This window comes from Herbaspirillum sp. RTI4 (assembly GCF_034313965.1).
Taxonomy (GTDB): domain Bacteria; phylum Pseudomonadota; class Gammaproteobacteria; order Burkholderiales; family Burkholderiaceae_D; genus Herbaspirillum.
In genome coordinates, this window is sequence record NZ_JAVIWQ010000002.1 from 3,760,408 (window position 1) to 3,778,586 (window position 18,179).

The window sequence follows — 18,179 nt, forward strand, 5'->3', positions numbered from 1 at the left end:
AGCGAGCGGCGCAATCAGGATAAAAAGCGCAATCGTACTTGAGTACGATGAGCATCGCAGTCCTGAGATGGAGTCGCGCAGTAGCTGAATCAGAGGCCCCCAAAGCAAAAAGTATATAGGGAAGCTCTAATGAAGTGTGGCGCTTATCTTCGCACTGAAAGTACGACGTGCAAAAAGAAGTGGGCGGTTATTATTCCGCCCACTCCCTCAGTGATCTTTACTGAACCACGCCAGCAACATCCATCAAACTATCGTCGCCAGAGCCAGCGTCAGCAACAATGCCATGATCGAAATAATTGTTTCCAACACGGTCCAGGTCTTGAAGGTTTCCGTCACGGTCATGTTGAAATACTCTTTCACCAGCCAGAAGCCACCATCGTTGACGTGCGACAAAATCAGCGAACCCGCGCCGGTCGCCAGCACCATCAGTTCCGGCCTGACGCTCACGCCAGCGGCAGTCACGATAGGCGCCACAATGCCGCAGGCTGTCGTCATTGCCACCGTGGCAGAACCCGTCGCGACACGAATCAGCGCCGCCACGAACCACCCCAGCAACAGCGGCGACAAATGCGCATTGGTAGCCAGTTCGACGATTGCCTTGGAAACGCCACCATCGATCAGTATCCGGCCAAACCCGGCTCCGGCACCGACGAGCAGAGTAATCCCGGCAATAGGCGCAAGACAGGTCGTGGTGAATTTGAGGATAGCTTCACGATCGAAGCCGCGCGCTTTGCCGAAGGTATAAAAACTGACCAGCGTAGCAATCAACAGCGCGATCACCGAATTTCCTATCAGTCGCAAAAATTCATTGGGGAAGCTTTTCGGCGCAAAGAACACATCGGCCCAGCTACCGAGCAGCATCAGCGCCACCGGCAACAAAATGGTGCAGATCGTGATGCCAAAACCCGGCAGCGGACGATCCTTCTTTCCTTCATCGACAAATTGCGCAATCAATGGATTATCGGGATTGGGCGAAACATAGCGGTTGGCCAGTTTGGCAAACAAAGGCCCGGCTACGATAGCAGTAGGAATACCCACAATCAGCGCGTACAAAATAGTGCGGCCGATATCGGCGTTGTAAGCCGTCACCGCAAACAAGGCCGCGGGATGCGGCGGAATCAAACCATGCACCACCGACAAACCCGCCACCATAGGTATGCCGACCATGATCATCGAAGTTCCGGTGCGCTTTGCCACATTGAACGCAATCGGAATCAACAGCACGAAACCGACTTCAAAAAAGACCGGCAGACCGACGATCAGCGCCACCACCATCATGGCCCAGTGCACACGTTTTGGTCCGAAAACGCGAATGAGCGTATTGGCGACCTGCTCGGCTCCGCCCGACTCCGCCATCATCTTGCCGAACATGGTACCCAGCCCGACCACCAGTGCGATATGCCCCAGAGCGCCGCCGACGCCGGTTTCATACGACTTGACGATGCCGGTCATCGGCATGCCAACCGCCCAGCCCAGAATCAGTGATACCAGGATCAACACAATGAACGGATTCATTTTGAATTTGGCAATCAGCACCACCAGTGCCACCACCGCCACTGCCGCATACAAAAGCAAGCTAGTTCCCTGAACCATCTCCATCACATTCTCCTGATTATCATTATTTGAATTGTTAATTGCTGTTGTGCGTTCATTCCAGCCTTGCGCTTATTCTTCGCTTATTTTTTATAAGCGATGCAATCGACTTCCACCTTGCAATCGACCACCATGCTGGACTGCACGCAAGCACGCGCCGGTGGATTCGCGCCAAAGTATTCTTTGAACACCCGGTTGAAGGAAGGAAAATCACGCGCATCGTCCAGCCAAACGCCGCACCGTACCACATGTTCAGGGCCATAACCGACTTCTTTCATGATCGCCATCACGTTCTGAATCGCCTTGTGCGACTGCGCGATGATGCCGCCGTCAATCACTTCGCCGTTTTCCATCGGCACCTGTCCCGACACATACAGCCAGCCATCTGCTTCTACCGCACGAGCGAAAGGCAAATGCTGGCCGCCGGTTCCTGAACCGCCCTCAACACCGTATCGTTTGATTGTCATAGTTGTACCCAAGCCTTCATCGAAGTGTCATCGTTCAAAAAATCACCTTGCGGCAACAGGACGAAGCCCTGTCTGCCGCGCTAAAAACCGTCCGGCCCGCAAGCCGGTCGCTTCTTTTTTACTCCCGCCCAGATACGACAAAACACCGTTCACCCACACCGCCTCAATGCCCTCGGCAGGCTGCATGGGATCGTCAAAGGTGGCGGCATCGCGCACAGTTTCGGGATCGAACAGCACCAGGTCGGCCCAAAAACCGGCACGCACCAGACCGCGCTCAAGAAGACCAAAACGCTCCGCCGACAAACCCGTCATCTTGCGGATGGCCACAGTCAGCGGAAACAATTTTTGTTCGCGGCTGTAATGCCCCAGCACGCGGGGAAATGCGCCCCACAAGCGCGGATGTGGAAAGGGGTCGTTCGGTAAACCGTCAGAACCGATGACAGTCGCCGGATGATTCAGAATACGGTTGACGTCCTCATCCAGCATGCAGTGATACACCGCGCCGGCCGGCTGCAAACGGCGTGCAGTGGTAACAAGATCGAGCTGCCATTCCTTCGCAATATCGGCCAGCAGCTTGCCTCCCATGGCAGGAAATGGCTCGGACCAGGTCACGCGGATGTCGATGGTATCGGTCACCTGTTTCAAGTCCAGCGTAGAAGAACTGGCGGTGTACGGATAGCAATCGCAACCGACCGGCTGATAACGCTGCGCCTGCTCCAGCGCTTGCAGCACTTCGCCGCTGCGCCCCCAATTTTCGACACCGGCGCATTTCAGATGCGAGATCACCACCGCGACGCGCGCATGTTTGCCGATGCGGAAGGCTTCTTCCATCGCCTCCAGAATATCGGCGAATTCGCTGCGCAAATGGGTCGCATAAATTGCGCCGGCATCGGCCAGCGGTGCGGCCAGCGCCAGCACTTCCGATGTCGGCGCTTGCATGGCATTGCCATACGCCAGTCCGGTGCTGAGTCCCAACGCACCATGCTCCAGCGCTTCGCGCAACTGACTACACATGGCGGCGATTTCCGCTTCGGTCGCGGCGCGGTCGAGGCGGTCCATCTGATTGCTGCGCAAGGCTGTGTGCCCTACCAGTGCGGCCACATTGACCGATGGCTGCGCCTGATGAATAGCCTCGACATAACTGGCAAACGTCGGATAAGTAAAATCCCCGGCCTTGCCCAACAGGTTCATCGGGTCCGGCGGTTCATTCTTCAAACTGACCGGTGCGGCGCTGATGCCGCAATTGCCGACCACCACGGTAGTGACGCCTTGCGACAGCTTGGGCAGCATGCCCGGCATACGGATCACATTGGTATCGTCATGCGTGTGGACATCGATAAATCCGGGGCTCAATACTTTGCCCGCACCATCAATGATGTGCTGCGCCTGCCAGTCCGCATCAGAATCGATACCAGTGCCGGCCACAGCGATATGCAGAATACGGCCGCCAGCAAGGGCAACATCGGCCATGAAAGGCGCATTGCCGCTGCCGTCAATCACAGACACATTGCGAATTAAAGTGTCGCAAATCCGTCCGGCCGGAACGCTAGAATCATGTTGCATATCAATCTCCCAAAGGCTCACGGTTACCACCGCCGCGATGCGCATCCAGCGTGAATTTCAGGCGGCGCAACAATTCCTGGCTATGTTCTTTCTGCTGCACCGCCAGCTCGGCCATCAACACATCGAGCACCATCATCATGGCGTAGCGCGAAGAAGATGGCTTGAAAATGAAATCGGTTTCCAGCGACTTCAGCGGCAGCAGCACATCGGCCATCGCTGCCAGCGGCGAGCCCAGCGCGGTAATTGCCACGACCCGCGCACCATATTCTTTCGCCACCGCGCAACTGGAGTTGAGTTCGGGCACATTGCCGGTGGTCGAAAAAGCCAGCACCACATCGTTTTTATTAAGCGTCGCCGCCACCATTCTTTGCAGCAAGGCATCGTGGTAGGTCGCGACCGGGCGGCCCAAACGAACCAGCCGGTAACGCGCCTCATCCGACATCATGGTCGAGCCGCCGCCCATGCCAAAGGAATAAATCATGCGCGCCTGCGACAGCCATTGCACCGCTTGCCGCATGCCTTCCTGACTCAACAAGCTGCGATTGACCTCCAGCACCTTGTGAATATCGGCATAAATGATGTCGGCAATCTGCGGCGCTTCATCTGCGACGACTGGACTGGCTGTGCGCAAGAATCGCTGCCCGATGGCGGCGGCCTGCGCCAGTTTCATCTTCAGTTCGCGCACATCGCGACAACCGATGGCTTTGGCAAAACGGGTCACGCTGGCTTCGCTGACTTCGGCCTGCTTCGCCAGCGTCTGAATGCTTGCGCTGGCGGCAAACGGCAAATCGCTCAGAATCGCCTGCGCCACTTTTTGTTCGGCCTGACGCAATTGCCCGCTACGCTCGGCGATGCGGGAAACGATATCGAATGAATGAGGTGTCTGCTCCACAAGTGCCCCGTTGGTTGCGCCGCTTGGCTATAATTAAACAAATGTTACTTTGTAACATTCTTTTCGCATAGTAATTTCAAGGATATGATTGCGTCAATTGAATTATCAGAAAGATTTAATCAAATGAATGTTACAAACTATCACGCAGCACTGACGAACCCGATGATCGATTCTCTGAACAAAGGATTGGGCTCGTTTCAGCAAACCATACCCGCCGCTGAAGTCAGTGCGCTGCACTGGAACCTGCTGCGTGAAGACCTCAGCCTGCCGGCCGCGATTCTGTCCGAAGAGCGCATGTCGCACAATTTGCAGTGGATGCAGCAATTCGTCAGCGAATACGGCGTCAAGCTGGCACCACACGGCAAAACCACGATGGCACCCAAACTGTTTGCTCGCCAACTTGCGGGCGGCGCATGGGGTATCACGCTGGCCACAGCGCAGCAAACACGGGTGGCTTATCACCACGGCGTACGACGCGTGATCATGGCCAATCAACTGGTCGGCAAGCAAAACAAGGCGATCATCTCGGAGCTGATGAACGATCCTTCTTTCGATTTTTGCTGTCTGGTCGATTCCGCACGCAGCGTCGATCAATTGGGCGCATTTTTTCAGGCGCGACGACAAAGCCTGCATGTGTTGCTGGAACTGGGCGTCGATGGCGGCCGCACCGGTGTGCGCAATGACGCACAGTTAAAGGCGGTCGTCGAGGCGATTGCACGCTGGCCCGGCCACATCGTCCTGGCGGGCATCGAAGTCTATGAAGGCGTACTCAAGGAGGAGGCGGACATCCGCCATTTCCTGCAATACGCCGTAACCTGCGCCCAACAACTGGCGCAAGAAGGCCGCTTTGCCGCCCGCGCTGCGGAACGGCCGGTGATCCTGACCGGTGCCGGTTCTGCCTGGTACGACGTGGTCGCGGAAGAATTCGCCAAGACCGACATCGGCCTGCCGCTGGATGTGGTGCTGCGTCCCGGTTGCTACCTCACGCATGACGTTGGCATCTACCGCGCAGCGCAGGCGCAAATCCAGACACGCAATCCCATTGCCCGCAAAATGCGCACCGAACTGCAACCCGCCTTGCAATTGTGGGCTTACGTGCAATCGATTCCTGAATCCGGCAAAGCCATCATTGCCCTCGGCAAGCGTGACGCCGCATTCGATGCCGGCTTGCCGTTGCCCGTTCTGCATTTTCGTCCCGGCCATGCGGCACCGATCGCCACGCCGGCGCACTGGCAAGTAACCGGCATGATGGATCAGCACGCCTATCTGCAAATTGCAGAAGGCGACGACATCCAGGTCGGCGACATGCTCGGCTTCGACATTTCCCATCCCTGCCTGACTTTCGACAAATGGCGTCAGATCGCTGTCGTCAATGCCCGGTATGACGTGACCGATGTGATCCAGACCTACTTCTAAGCAAGGTCTGATCGAGTGCAATAAATAACGCAAAAACAAAGCAAAATCAGGGCAACCGATTAATCAGCGCCGCCTTCCTTTGAGCAACAACACCCGACAACCATGACGACAGACATTCTCGCTTACGGTGAGGCGATGGTGGAATTCAACCAGCGCACTCACGATCCGCGCCTGTATTTGCAGGGCTTTGGCGGTGACACTTCCAATTTCTGCATCGCCGCCGCCCGGCAAGGTGCGCGCAGCGGCTATATCAGCGCGCTAGGCAACGATATTTTCGGTCAGCAGTTGCGCGACCTGTGGCGCACCGAACAAGTCGATGCCAGCCATGTCAGTGACGATGCGCAAGCCGCCACCGGCCTGTATTTCGTTTCGCACGACAGCAACGGCCATCACTTCAGCTATGCGCGCGCCGGTTCTGCCGCCAGTCGCTACACCACGGCGCAATTACCACTGCAAGCCATCGCCGAAGCCAAAGTGCTGCATCTGTCCGGCATCAGTCTGGCGATCAGCGCCTCGGCATGCGACGCCGGTCTGGCCGCGATGGCACATGCGCGTCAGCACGGTGTACGCACCTCACTCGACACCAATCTGCGACTCAAACTCTGGCCGCTGGAACGCGCTCGCGAACAAATGCGCGCCGCCTTTTCTTTGTGCGACATTTGCCTGCCGAGCTGGGACGATGTCAGCTTGCTGACTGGTCTGGATGAGCGCGATGCGATTGTCGATACGCTGCTGTCGTACGGCATCGGGCTGGTGGCGTTCAAGCTCGGTGCAGAAGGTTGCTATGTCGCCACGCCCGACGAGCGGCGCTTGATACCGCCCTACCCGGTCGAAGCCTTCGACGCTACCGGTGCCGGCGACTGTTTTGGCGGCGCGTTGATCGCCCGTTTGGTGGCTGGCGACGATCCCTTCCTTGCCGCGCGCTACGCCAATGTCTGCGCCGCCTTATCGACTACCGGATATGGCGCAGTGGCACCGATTCCCTCGGCCGCGCAGGTCAACGCCATCCTGGCATCGGCTTAGAACCTGCTGCGCGTTGACATCCCCGTCACAATGAAGTGGCAATGATCCCCCAATGACCAGTCGCTCACGCCGCCCCGTTTTCCTTATTCCATTGCGGCAGCCACTCGCTCAGATGCTCGGCAAAGCCTTCTGCTGCCGGTGATGTCGCCCGGCGCACTGGCTGATATAAGCAGAGATAGCGCATGATTTCAGGATCGACCACGCGGCGCATCGTCAGTCCCAGCGGTCGGGCCAGTGCGCCGACATATTCGGGCGACAGCGTCGCTGCCAGTCCGGCACGGGCAATGCCCAGCGCGGTAGTGATGTTGTCCACCACGTCGATATTGCCGATGCGTTGATCCTCCGGCAGCGAATCGCTCATCTGCGCGACATTGCGCTCATGGTCGCGCCCGGCCGCCACCAAGGGCGTATTGCGCAGATCGCTCCAGCGCAGCTCGGGCTTTGCCGCTAACGGATGCCCGTACGCGCACCACAGCACCCAGGCACTCTCGCACAGCAAATGCCGCTGCACCTCGTCGCCGGTGGCGCGATCCGGTCCGACCGCCAGATCGGCGTCGCCACTGGCCACCATATCGACCAGCCGCTCCACGGACGCATCGCGGATACGTACCACGACTTTCGGCTGCTTCTGCTGATAAGCCTGAATCGCCTCCGGCAACATCACGCTCGCCAGCACCATCGGCGCGGCAATGCGCACTACGCCAGCGGCCCGGTTGCGCACATCGGCGGCGGCCGATTCAGCTTGCCGCAAGTGTTTCACCGCCGTTTCCGCCGACGCCAGGAATTCCTTGCCGGCCGACGACAAGGACACCAGCCGCGTGCTGCGATCAAACAGCCGGAAACCGATCGTTTGTTCCAGCTCGGCAATCAACTGGCTGACTGCCGAAGCGCTCAGGGACAGGCGCTGGCTGGCGGCGGTGAAACTGCGCATGTCGGCTACCGTGATGAAGGCGTCGAGCTGGCGCGGGGTAAATCGGAGTTGTGCCATGAATTTTTTCTTTTTACCTGCGATGAAAGATGGCCGACATTTTTTGCGCTTCAGTGGCCTTCTTGACAGGCAGCAAGCGCCTCAACATCCCCTGCAACGATGAGCGCCAAATGACGGGTAATGACGTCGACAGGCCAATTCCACCATGCGATCGCTTCCAGCATGACCACCACCTCGGGCGCGAACCGCGTTTTGATCAGTCTGGCCGGATTGCCACCAACGATGGTGTAAGCCGGCACATCGGCAGTGACTACCGAACGGGAGGACACGATGGCACCGTTGCCAATACTGACGCCCGGCATGATCAAGGCTTCATAGCCTATCCACACATCGTTGCCGATCACCGTGTCCCCCTTGTAGGGCAGTTCGCCCGGCGATGGCGTCACCGTCTCCCAACCGTTCCCAAAAATCTGGAAGGGATAGGTAGAAATGCCGGTGAATTTGTGATTGGCTCCGTTCATGATGAATTTGACCCCCTTCGCCAGAGCGCAAAATTTTCCGATCACTAACGTGTCGCCGATGAAAGGAAAGTGATAAAGCACATTGCGCTCGAAGTTCTCCGCATCTTCCGGGTCGTCGTAATAGGTATAGTCACCGATGATGATATTCGGGTTGCTGATCGTATTTTTGATGAAGCAAACTTGTGGGAAGCCCTCCATCGGATGTTTATTTTGCGGATTGGGTCCGTTCATAGCGCTCTCAGGTTGCGTAGTGCCGGGCTTAGCTCGAATGGCGAACAGGCCAAGCTGAAGAGAATGGCACCGCCTTATTATTAAGTAACTCTTACTAATACACTTAAATTCTTCAGTTGTGTTGGAATCCTGTGTTGAGGCATTCTTTTGCTGGCAGAATGCTTGCGAAACCATTGAATAAGCGCTGCGCAGTAGCTTAATCAGCGGTTCCCTCGTATTACTAAAATAAATCGGAGAAGACAACATGGCATTAACCCAGCGCACCACCCTCATTGCATCGCTCGTCGCCGTAGCCCTCTCGCTGATGGCGCAGACGGCACAGGCACAGATCAAAATCGGGGTGATTATTTCCGCAACCGGTCCGGCTGCTTCGCTTGGCATTCCACAAAAGAATACGGTCAGCCTGCTGCCCACCACGATCGGCGGGAAAAGTGTTGAATACATCGTCCTGGACGACAACTCCGACACCACTGCCGCAGTAAAAAATACTCGCCGCCTGGCTTCTGAAAATGTCGACGCCATCATCGGCTCGTCGATTACGCCGAACTCGCTGGCGATGGTCGACGTGGTGGCCGAAACGCAGACACCCATGATTTCGGTCGCTGCCAGCGCCAAAATCATCGAACCGATGGATGACAAACATGCGTGGGTCTTCAAGACTCCGCAAAACGATTCACTCATGGCCAGCGCCGTGGTCGAACGCATGGTGGTCGACAAGATTGCGACCGTCGCTTACATCGGTTTCAGCGACAGCTATGGCCAGGGCTGGTATAGCGAGTTCGCCAAACAGACCGAATTGCACAAGCTGAAAATCGTTGCTAATGAAGGCTATAACCGCAACGACACCAGTGTCACCGGCCAGATCCTGAAAATCATTGCGGCCAATCCTGATGCAGTCCTGATCGGCGCGGCGGGAACCCCGGCCGTGCTGCCACAACGCACACTGCGCGAGCGCGGCTACAAGGGCAAGATCTATCAGACGCATGGTGTCGCCAACAACGACTTCCTGCGCCTGGGCGGCAAAGATGTGGAAGGCACGCTGCTTCCTGCCGGTCCGGTTCTGGTGGCGGCGCTCCTGCCTGACAGCAACCCGAGCAAGAAAACCGGCCTCGACTACACCCAGAAATACGAAGCCGCTTACGGTGCTGGCAGCGTAACCACCTTCGGCGCCCATCTGTGGGATGCCGGTCTGTTGTTGCAACGCGCACTGCCGGAAGCCCTCAAGGTTGCCAAGCCAGGCACCAAGGAATTCCGCAAGGCTTTGCGTGACGCGATTGAAAACGTCAAGAACCTGACCGTTTCTCACGGCGTCATCAACATGACCAAGACCGACCACAGCGGACTCGATAACCGGGCGCGCGTGATGGTCAAGATCGAAGCCAACCACTGGGCGCTCGCTCAGTAATCCGGTCGCCGGAGTGCTTACTGAAAAGTAATTTTCGATAAGTCACTTCGGCGCAATAACTTTCCCCACAGCAGATTTTTTCTGGCGGCCCTTTCGGCTGCCGGGATTCTTGCACCCTTTTTTATCAGGACTTACGCAAAAGGCGGCTGGCTAGGCGTATTGCCGCAGACAGTGCAAGTAGCACCACAAGGCAAGTAGCACGACAAGGCAAGGCAACAACGCCAGCGGCCTTTTGCGTAAGTCCTATTTATCGAAAGAAATAATGCCAACCCCCACTCCCAACATCTCCCCCGCAGAATGGGCCGCCCGCGTCGAGCTGGCTGCCTGCTATCGCATCTTTGCCCATCTGGGCTGGATAGAACTGATCTACAACCACATCACTTTGCGTGTGCCGGGCGAAGACAAGCACTTCCTGATCAATCCCTTCGGTCTGAATTACGCCGAAGTCACCGCTTCCAACCTGATCAAGATTGACCTGCAAGGCAATATCATCGGCCACTCGGAATGGACTGCCAATCCGGCCGGCTTCACCGTGCATCGCGCCATCCATGAAAACATCGACAATGCGCATTGCGTCATGCATACGCACACTACCGCCGGGATGGCGGTTGCCTGTAGTCAGGAGGGTTTATCGATGAGCAATTTCTACGCGGCTCAATTGCACGGTCAGCTGGCCTATCATGAGTTTGAAGGCATTACCGTGCATGAGGGCGAAGCGCCGCGCCTGCTCGCTAATATCGGCAACAAACGCGCTGTCATTTTGCGCAACCACGGTTTGCTGGCGCTAGGCAGTTCGGTACCGCGCGCTTTTGCTGTCTTGTGGCTACTGAACCGCGCTTGTGAGATTCAGGTAGCATCGACCTCGATGGGGCCGGTGCGCATGATTTCTCCGGAAATCCAGCAAGCCTGTGCGCGTGACTCGCTGCAATTCAATGAAAATTATGGGGCCGGTCAGGATGTGTTCAACGCTCTGACCCGCATCATCGACGCGACTGATACCTCGTATAAAAATTGAGGAATGCGGACTAATGAATCCGAACTGATGAATCCGAACTGATGAATCCGAACTGATGAATAAGGAATCGCCCCCATGAAAATAAGCATCTACGGAATGGGCGCTATCGGCGGTCTGTTCGCGGCCCGGCTGGCGGAACACGGGCATGAAGTCAGTGCCGTCGCACGCGGCGCGACCTTGCTCGCCTTGCAGCAACACGGAGTGCGCGTGGTCGGGCCTGACGGCACGCGCAACTTTGCCGTCCGCGCCGAGGCGGACCCTGCCCTGCTCGGCCCGCAAGACCTCATCATCCTCGCGGTCAAAGGGCCGGCGCTGGCTGCCGTCGCTTCTACCATCGCGCCGCTGATAGGGCCGCACACCGTCATCATCAATGCCATGAACGGCGTGCCGTGGTGGTTTTTCGAACCGGCCCATCTCCCCTATTCAGGAACCCGGCTGAACTCAATCGATGCCGACGGTGCTTTGTCGCGCGTGATGCCCGTTGCGCAGATACTGGGTTGCGTCGTCCACCTGTCAAGCAGCTGCCCGGAACCGGGTCTGATAAAGACGGGATTCGGCAACACCCTGATTCTGGGCGAACCCGGCGGCGGCATTTCGGCACGCCTGAGCGAGATCGCAAAAACCTTGTCGGCAGCCGGATTCGATGTCGAAGAAACCGCCAATATCCGCCAACAGATCTGGTACAAACTGTGGGGCAACATGACCATGAATCCGGTCTCGGCAATCACCGGCGCTACCTGCGATCTGATTCTGGCGGACCCGCTGGTCAGCCAGTTTTGCCTCAACGTCATGCAGGAAGCCGCGCTCATTGGCGCAAAAATAGCCTGCCCCATCCAGCAAAGCGGAGAAGATCGCAATGCCATCACGCGCTCGATGGGCGCATTCAAAACGTCCATGTTGCAGGATGCGGAAGCGGGCAAAGCATTGGAAATCGATGCGCTGGTAGGCGTGGTGCGCGAGATAGGACAAATGGTCGGCGTGGCGACGCCTGCAATCGATAGCCTGTTGGGACTGGCGCGTTTGTTCGGACGCACGCACGGGCTTTATCCGGCGGCGATCCAACGCTAGGAATTCGTTCCCGGCTCGTCCTGCGTAGCTGACATTCAGATGCCCATTGCATCCATACTGCCGCTGCATGCGCCATGTGCTTAGCGAATGCAGCGGCGGTGCGGGTAAGCAGGCCGTACGTCATCCCATCAGAACAGATAGCGCAAATGCACGCCCACGGTTTGCGCCAGATAGCCGGAGGATTTTTCCGCTGTGTATTTGGCCGTCAGCGTCAGATTTTGCCGGTGCAACAGTGCGGCACCCAAGGTCACTACCGCCGTATTGGCAGCAGAGGTGGGCCCGACGCCGGTAAATTTAGTCACCCCAGTATTATCGACCGCAAAGCTGGACACCGATTGCTGGCCTTTGGTGCGGTATTCACGACGCCAGACCAGTTGCGCCGAAGGCGTCAGTACGCCGTATTCGGTGTCGAAATCACTCGCCACCTGCGCCCCCAGATCGCTTTTAATCGAGGTGATTTTTGCGGCATCCACACTGAGTTCGGCACCGCTGGTGCCGGTTTCCGTATAGCCGTTGCTGCGCAGGGTGCTGTACGTCAGCCCCGTCAGCGGTGTCAGCGTGAGGTTTTGTCCGCCCGCATTGAGTTTGAGCGGATAGCCCGCCTGTACCGAAGCGACTGTTTGTATACCGTTGTATTGACCATTCGCGCTGGCGAGATAATTCGCCACGTTGATGACGCGCTGGGTGGTGTATTCGTGCTGTACCACGCCACCCGAAACGTCGATGTACCACGGATCACCGCTGTAAGACGCATAGCCAATCACGCCGTAGGAGGTGACATGGCTGCCGCTACCGCTGTTGTCATCGCGGCTGGCGACGGAGGTATTGGCATAGCTGACTAAGCCACCAAACCGGAATTGATCCATTACTGGTGCATCCGCACCGATGAGCAATCCGTTGTAACCGGATTGATATCCGCTCACGCCCTGCCGCATATTTTGAGTAGATTGGCCGCCGAATACGTGGCCCCATACCGCGTTAGAACCAGTTTTTTGCTCGCCTGTCGACTTGGAAATTGAGCTGTCCGATGAGCGAGCGCCGCCCATGAGTCCCGGTATATTAGTGAGGTCAGAGCCCGCAGTGAGTGCCGTCATATTATTGAGATCAGCACTCGCCTGTTGCCCTGCGCCCTGCATGGAAGCCGAGCTGCCTGAGCTGCCTGAGCTGCCTGAGCCGCCCGAACTACGCAAGCCCCCAATGTGCGCCGACACATCACTGAGCACGGCCTGCGTCGAAGAAGCCGAAGCTTGTGTCGCCGCTACCGCGCTGGCAGCGGGACTCAGTTGCGCACCCAATTTATTTTCCAGCGCCGATCCGCCGGTAAGCGCGCCAGCAATAATGGCCAGATTCAGATTGTTCAGATCCAGCAGTCCCTGATTAATACCGTTGTAGTTGGACACCCCATTGAGCGAGGCTCCTGCATCGGGTGTAACGCTTGGCAGGACCGTAACGGGGGGCGTAGTACCCAGGCTCAATCTAAGCGCGCCTTGTCCACCGGCCCCAGTGGTCGTAACATGCTCCGCAGTAACCCCTCCCACCCATCCGGGCACAGTGATCACCAAGCTACTGACGTTGTACTGCGAGCCCGTCCCTATCGGCGAAATCAACACCGCAAATTTATCGCCCGCGACGAATGGTATGCCTCCCGTACTGCGCACTAGCTTGATGCCGGAGCCTGGCGTAAGCGTAACGGCGCCACTCACCAACAAAACACCATCCGTAGCGGGGTTGTTACCTTCCACATCAACGATCAGACTGGCCCCGGCACCCTGAGAATAACTACCGGTGATGGTGATGCGAGACTTGATCATGAGCGCCGCACCGATATTGTTGACCGTTTTGGAGCCTGCATAAATAGCATCATTGAGAAATGTGTTGCCGCTAATGAAATTGATGTTGGTATTAAGATCGTAATTACTAATCAAACCGATGGTACCGCCATTGCCGGTCAGGGTTCCCATCGTCGTCCCGGTGCCGCCGACAATGTTCAGGTCGCCATTTACATATTTAATGTTACCGGCAATAGTGCCAGTGTTAGTAATCGTGCCCATTGTCCCGTACATAGAATTTTCAAGGGCATTCACTGTCCCGGTAATCAATCCACTGTTGCTGAGCGTCCCTATAATGCCGTCATTGAGAATCCCTGTTGGCCCGCTGATGGTGCCACTATTATTGATGGACGTAATCCTGCCAGTGGCGTTGTTACGGATACCTGCGTCGTTGGATCCCCCGATCTGACCGCTGTTGATAAGTGTGCCTATCGTCCCGCTATTGGTGATCCCATACCCACCGAAGATGGTTCCGGTATTCGTCAGCGTGCTGGTGTTAACTAAATAAGCATTATTGATACCAACGCTGTACGGATCCGCATTGCCAATAATCGCTCCGGAATTTGTGATCGCGCCAGCAAATCCTGCCATGACAGACAAGGCATAGCTGCCAACAGTGCCGCTAACAGTGACACCACTATTGACAATGTAATTACTGACCGTGTTATCAATAGTGACGCTACTTGCCGTATCGGTGGTTTGCACCAGGTCTGCGGCAAATGCGGGGGCCATTGCTGCCATGCAGGAACTTAATGCAATGACCAGCGTTTTCATACGACCCATCGACGATGGTGCCTTGCAATTTTTTGTTGTCATAAGTCCGCCATGGCTTAGTTGAATATAAGTTAATATAAATAAATATTATTAATAAACAATATAAGTACGCTTAATTCAATTCAATTTAACACGACGTAGTTAATAATTACATTAACCAACATTAAAATTTAATTATTTAATTACATAGATGAAATATTAATAATTTAAAATTAATAAAAACCATTCTTAATGTTTATTTTTTTAATATTTATTATCTTTAATGCTTCTCAAATTCAAACAATTAATTTTGTCCGATGAGAAACATTTCCCTCGCCATCACAAATAGTGTTGGTGGTGTAAGGGAGATCGTTTACGTCCCGACTCTCATGCCTGGCATCCTGTTTTTGCGCTATAACAGCGTTGCGAGGGAGCGCTGATGGCACGGAAAATAAACGACCTCAGACGGCATTGACCGCACCTCGACATGACGGATGATCAGCGGGAATATTGCAAAAAAAATCATCTAAAAGCGAGATGCCGCATGAGGAAAATCCTGTTTTTCAGCAAGCGTTATGCGTGCCTATTTTTGTACCGGCATAACAACATGCCTCAGCCGAATGCGCGAGCGCGCAAGTCGATGAAAAAATGCTTTGAATTATTTCTTGGCATCGGGAAATTCAAACAAATACACATTAATCATTTCACCAGATCCTTTTCCCGGTGGATTAAAACGCCCCGGCATGACAACCCTCTCCATGCAGATTGGCTATGAAATTAAACAATGTAGCCGTCTATTTTTTAGCTTTACCCTCATTGAATTCCATTGCACAAGACCAGACTGCTTTTAAAAAACTCTCCGGTAGTTACTCCATTCATGACGGTGAATTGGGCGATACCTCTCCACCCACAGCCCAAGATAAAAAACTCGCTATTGAGCTCGATAAGCAATCTTCCAAAAACATGTTCGATGCGATTGGCCCATACCGCACAGGAGGCGAATTTCTCTCTACGCGACGCCCTGTTTTTGCCAGCGACATAAAGCACTCGCACGCTGTTTTACGCATACAATCTGGTCTACTTTGCGGTCAGGCGTTTTCCTGATCACTCACAGGAGAAAACCATGCAACGCGCCCAACCGCAACTCATTACGACCCGACTCGACAAACTGCATCCGACGCAGATTACGGTGGGCAAGCTGGAAGTCACGCTCAAGCGCAAGCAATGGGGTGCGCTCGGCAAAAGTGCGCGCGCCACGACCTTGTCCAGCCACTGGTTTCCCGCCGTTGCCGGCCCGGACAGCAAGTACTACATCCTCGACCATCATCATTTCGGTCTGGCCTTGCTGGAAGAAGAGGTCAAGACCGTCAATGTGATGTTGATGAAGGACCTGTCCTGGCTGGCACCGCCCAAATTCTGGGGCGTGATGGATCATCATCAATGGGTGCATCCCTACGATGGAGAAGGTTTGCGCCGCGATTTTTCTGCCGTCCCCCATCATCTGACGCATTTGCACGACGATCCCTATCGCAGTCTGGCCGGGGAACTGCGCCGCGCAGGTGGTTTTGCCAAGGATGTGACGCCGTTCAGTGAATTTTTATGGGCCGATTATTTGCGCGATCTGGTGGACGCCAGCCAGATCGAAAACGACTTCGAGAAAGCGCTGACAAAAGCAAAAAAAATAGCGCGCTCTCAGGATGCGCGCTATCTGCCGGGCTGGTGCGGTGTGATGGTTGCCAACTAAATGTCGGCCTCGCTCCCGCAACCTGCCGCGACGACCAATCCCGGACGTCTTTCCTGGCCCGATATCGTGGCGGGTTTGTCGCTGGCCGGTTTGCTGTTGCCGGAAGCGGTGGCGTATTCCGGCATTGCCAATCTGCCGCCGCAAGCCGGTGTGATTGCGCTGTTCGCCGGACTGGTCTGTTATGGCTTGATGGGAACCAGCCGCTTTGCCATCGTGTCGGCAACCTCCTCTTCCGCTGCGGTGCTGGCGGCGGCATCGGCGTCGATGGCGGCCGGCGACAATACCCTGCGTCTGACCATGGCGATTGGCATGGTCATGCTGACCGGACTTTTTTTCCTGCTGGCCGGACTGGCGCGCATCGGCAGTGTCTCGGACTTCATCGCCAAACCGGTTTTGCGCGGCTTTTCCTTCGGGCTGGCCTTGGTCATCATTTTCAAGCAACTGGCCGGTGTCGTGGGCGTCTATCCGCAACATGCCGACCTGATCCGCTTCACGCTGGAGTTATTCGAGCGGACGGCGACGTGGAACTGGATGGCAGGGGCGGTCACGCTGGCGACGCTGGCTTTGCTGTTTCTGTTTGCGCGCATACCGCGTCTGCCGGGCGGTTTGCTGGTCATTATTCTCGGCATTGCTGCCGGAAAGTGGCTGCATCTGGAGCAGTACGGCATCGGCATGGTCGGTGCTATCGCGTTGCCACTGAGCGCGCCCGCGCTGCCGGGATTGGCTTATTCGCAGTGGCTGCGACTGGGCGAAGTCAGCGTGGCGCTGGTGCTGATTTTATATGCAGAGTCCTACAGTTCTATTCGCAGTTTTGCCATCAAACACGGCGATGGTATTTCCCCCAATCGCGATTTGCTGACTTTGGGAGCGGCCAATATTGTGTCGGGGTTGTTTCATGGCATGCCGGTGGGCGCAGGCTATTCCGCGACGGCGGCCAATGAAGCGGCCGGTGCGCAATCGCGCTGGGCTGGATGGACGGCGGCGTTCACGCTATTTTTGATCGTGCTGACGATGTTGCCCGCCATTGCCCTGACGCCGAACCCGGTTCTGGCGGCAATTGTGATCCATGCCGTCGGCCATACTTTGCGCCCGGCGGTATTCCGCCCCTATTTCTTGTGGCATCGCGACCGGCTGCTGATTGTCGCCTCGGTGCTGGGCGTATTGCTGTTGGGTGTGCTGGATGGTTTGCTGGCGGCTATTGCGGTCAGTCTGCTGATGCAATTGCGACGCCTGTCGGAATCTTCGGTGACGGTGCTGGGTCGGCTCAATCAGGGTCATGATTTTGTCAGTAAAACCCTTCATCCTGATGCGCAGGCCATTGCCGGCATGCTGATTCTGCGGCCAGAGACCAGTATTTTCTTTGCGAATGCGGAGCGCGTGCTAGGGCAAGTGCGGGGTCTGATGGAGGCGGCGGGAGAGAGCGTCCATACCCTTGTTCTGAGTCTGGAAGAGTCGCCGGATCTGGATAGTTCTAGCGTGGAAGCACTGGTGGATTTCTGTGCGGCTATGCAGGCGCAACACAAGCATTTGCTGTTCGCCCGCTTGAAAGCGCCCGTGCAGCAGGTGCTGGGACGGGCGGCGATAGCGGGCTTGCCGACGGCGGCCCTGTCCGATCTGAGTGTGGATGACGTGGTCGGTCTTGCCGACAAACTTTATCCAAGAAGTACTTCTGCGGGACGCATTACGACCGCTTAGCTTGTACTAAGCGGCACCAGTCCACCTTATCCAGGC

General features: G+C 56.1%; 15 protein-coding genes. 8 read left to right on the forward strand and 7 right to left on the reverse strand.

What is annotated here, in order from left to right; all coding sequences use genetic code 11:
- Positions 1–243 precede the first annotated feature (243 nt).
- The 4 genes from RGU70_RS16740 to RGU70_RS16755 all read right to left on the reverse strand — a co-directional run bounded on the left by RGU70_RS16740 (position 244) and on the right by RGU70_RS16755 (position 4,515).
- Positions 244–1,599 (reverse strand): GntP family permease, encoded by a 1,356-nt coding sequence (locus tag RGU70_RS16740; protein ID WP_322210506.1) that lies wholly within the window; start codon positions 1,597–1,599, stop codon positions 244–246.
- A 77-nt stretch (positions 1,600–1,676) separates the two neighbouring features.
- A complete protein-coding gene (locus RGU70_RS16745; RefSeq protein ID WP_322210507.1) occupies positions 1,677–2,060 on the reverse strand; it encodes a RidA family protein in 384 nt (127 codons plus the stop codon).
- A 42-nt stretch (positions 2,061–2,102) separates the two neighbouring features.
- Complete coding sequence (locus RGU70_RS16750) at positions 2,103–3,623, reverse strand: N-acyl-D-amino-acid deacylase family protein (RefSeq protein ID WP_322210508.1); 1,521 nt, start codon at positions 3,621–3,623, stop codon at positions 2,103–2,105.
- Position 3,624: 1 nt separating this feature from the next.
- Positions 3,625–4,515: a MurR/RpiR family transcriptional regulator gene (locus RGU70_RS16755; RefSeq protein WP_322210509.1), complete on the reverse strand. Its 891-nt coding sequence runs from the start codon at positions 4,513–4,515 to the stop codon at positions 3,625–3,627.
- A gap of 123 nt (positions 4,516–4,638) precedes the next feature.
- Between RGU70_RS16755 and RGU70_RS16760 the strand changes: the two genes are divergently transcribed.
- Together RGU70_RS16760 and RGU70_RS16765 are read left to right on the forward strand one after the other, a co-directional pair.
- Positions 4,639–5,931, forward strand: a complete 1,293-nt coding sequence (locus tag RGU70_RS16760; protein WP_322210510.1) for an amino acid deaminase — start codon at positions 4,639–4,641, stop codon at positions 5,929–5,931.
- Between the two features lie 102 nt (positions 5,932–6,033).
- A complete protein-coding gene (locus tag RGU70_RS16765) occupies positions 6,034–6,954 on the forward strand; it encodes a sugar kinase (RefSeq protein ID WP_322210511.1) in 921 nt (306 codons plus the stop codon).
- 64 nt (positions 6,955–7,018) lie between these two features.
- Here the strand turns inward: RGU70_RS16765 and RGU70_RS16770 are convergent, their stop codons facing one another.
- The gene (locus RGU70_RS16770; protein WP_322210512.1) at positions 7,019–7,942 is read right to left on the reverse strand and encodes a LysR family transcriptional regulator; all 924 of its coding nucleotides are present in this window, start codon (positions 7,940–7,942) and stop codon (positions 7,019–7,021) included.
- Between the two features lie 50 nt (positions 7,943–7,992).
- Positions 7,993–8,634 (reverse strand): Vat family streptogramin A O-acetyltransferase, encoded by a 642-nt coding sequence (locus tag RGU70_RS16775; RefSeq protein WP_322210513.1) that lies wholly within the window; start codon positions 8,632–8,634, stop codon positions 7,993–7,995.
- 244 nt (positions 8,635–8,878) lie between these two features.
- Between RGU70_RS16775 and RGU70_RS16780 the strand changes: the two genes are divergently transcribed.
- The 3 genes from RGU70_RS16780 to RGU70_RS16790 all read left to right on the forward strand — a co-directional run bounded on the left by RGU70_RS16780 (position 8,879) and on the right by RGU70_RS16790 (position 12,122).
- Positions 8,879–10,039: an ABC transporter substrate-binding protein gene (locus RGU70_RS16780; protein WP_322210514.1), complete on the forward strand. Its 1,161-nt coding sequence runs from the start codon at positions 8,879–8,881 to the stop codon at positions 10,037–10,039.
- A gap of 262 nt (positions 10,040–10,301) precedes the next feature.
- Positions 10,302–11,054 carry a class II aldolase/adducin family protein gene (locus tag RGU70_RS16785; protein WP_322210515.1) on the forward strand — a complete coding sequence of 251 codons (753 nt, stop codon included), beginning with the start codon at positions 10,302–10,304 and terminating at the stop codon, positions 11,052–11,054.
- A gap of 75 nt (positions 11,055–11,129) precedes the next feature.
- On the forward strand, positions 11,130–12,122 hold the full coding sequence (locus tag RGU70_RS16790; RefSeq protein WP_322210516.1) for a 2-dehydropantoate 2-reductase: 993 nt from the start codon (positions 11,130–11,132) through the stop codon (positions 12,120–12,122).
- 128 nt (positions 12,123–12,250) lie between these two features.
- Here RGU70_RS16790 and RGU70_RS16795 read toward each other — a convergent pair whose 3' ends face one another.
- Positions 12,251–14,185, reverse strand: coding sequence for an autotransporter outer membrane beta-barrel domain-containing protein (locus RGU70_RS16795; RefSeq protein WP_416186572.1), 1,935 nt, complete (start codon positions 14,183–14,185; stop codon positions 12,251–12,253).
- Positions 14,186–15,475: 1,290 nt separating this feature from the next.
- On the opposite strand from RGU70_RS16795, the gene RGU70_RS16800 reads away from it, so the two are divergent.
- Genes RGU70_RS16800 through RGU70_RS16810 form a run of 3 tightly spaced genes read left to right on the forward strand, consistent with a single transcriptional unit; the run spans position 15,476 to position 18,143 of the window.
- The gene (locus RGU70_RS16800; RefSeq protein WP_322210518.1) at positions 15,476–15,808 is read left to right on the forward strand and encodes a hypothetical protein; all 333 of its coding nucleotides are present in this window, start codon (positions 15,476–15,478) and stop codon (positions 15,806–15,808) included.
- 19 nt (positions 15,809–15,827) lie between these two features.
- Positions 15,828–16,448 carry a ParB-like protein gene (locus tag RGU70_RS16805; protein ID WP_322210519.1) on the forward strand — a complete coding sequence of 207 codons (621 nt, stop codon included), beginning with the start codon at positions 15,828–15,830 and terminating at the stop codon, positions 16,446–16,448.
- On the forward strand, positions 16,449–18,143 hold the full coding sequence (locus RGU70_RS16810) for a SulP family inorganic anion transporter (RefSeq protein WP_322210520.1): 1,695 nt from the start codon (positions 16,449–16,451) through the stop codon (positions 18,141–18,143).
- The last annotated feature ends 36 nt before the right edge of the window (positions 18,144–18,179 follow it).

Excerpts from the sequence above, each read along its gene's own strand:
- RGU70_RS16740 (WP_322210506.1), bottom strand. The coding sequence starts at position 1,599 with ATGGAGATGGTTCAGGGAACTAGCTTGCTTTTGTATGCGGCAGTGGCG.
- RGU70_RS16745 (WP_322210507.1), bottom strand. The coding sequence starts at position 2,060 with ATGACAATCAAACGATACGGTGTTGAGGGCGGTTCAGGAACCGGCGGC.
- RGU70_RS16750 (WP_322210508.1), bottom strand. The coding sequence starts at position 3,623 with ATGCAACATGATTCTAGCGTTCCGGCCGGACGGATTTGCGACACTTTA.
- RGU70_RS16760 (WP_322210510.1), top strand. The coding sequence starts at position 4,639 with ATGAATGTTACAAACTATCACGCAGCACTGACGAACCCGATGATCGAT.
- RGU70_RS16765 (WP_322210511.1), top strand. The coding sequence starts at position 6,034 with ATGACGACAGACATTCTCGCTTACGGTGAGGCGATGGTGGAATTCAAC.
- RGU70_RS16770 (WP_322210512.1), bottom strand. The coding sequence starts at position 7,942 with ATGGCACAACTCCGATTTACCCCGCGCCAGCTCGACGCCTTCATCACG.
- RGU70_RS16775 (WP_322210513.1), bottom strand. The coding sequence starts at position 8,634 with ATGAACGGACCCAATCCGCAAAATAAACATCCGATGGAGGGCTTCCCA.
- RGU70_RS16780 (WP_322210514.1), top strand. The coding sequence starts at position 8,879 with ATGGCATTAACCCAGCGCACCACCCTCATTGCATCGCTCGTCGCCGTA.
- RGU70_RS16785 (WP_322210515.1), top strand. The coding sequence starts at position 10,302 with ATGCCAACCCCCACTCCCAACATCTCCCCCGCAGAATGGGCCGCCCGC.
- RGU70_RS16790 (WP_322210516.1), top strand. The coding sequence starts at position 11,130 with ATGAAAATAAGCATCTACGGAATGGGCGCTATCGGCGGTCTGTTCGCG.
- RGU70_RS16795 (WP_416186572.1), bottom strand. The coding sequence starts at position 14,185 with ATGTACGGGACAATGGGCACGATTACTAACACTGGCACTATTGCCGGT.
- RGU70_RS16800 (WP_322210518.1), top strand. The coding sequence starts at position 15,476 with ATGAAATTAAACAATGTAGCCGTCTATTTTTTAGCTTTACCCTCATTG.
- RGU70_RS16805 (WP_322210519.1), top strand. The coding sequence starts at position 15,828 with ATGCAACGCGCCCAACCGCAACTCATTACGACCCGACTCGACAAACTG.
- RGU70_RS16810 (WP_322210520.1), top strand. The coding sequence starts at position 16,449 with ATGTCGGCCTCGCTCCCGCAACCTGCCGCGACGACCAATCCCGGACGT.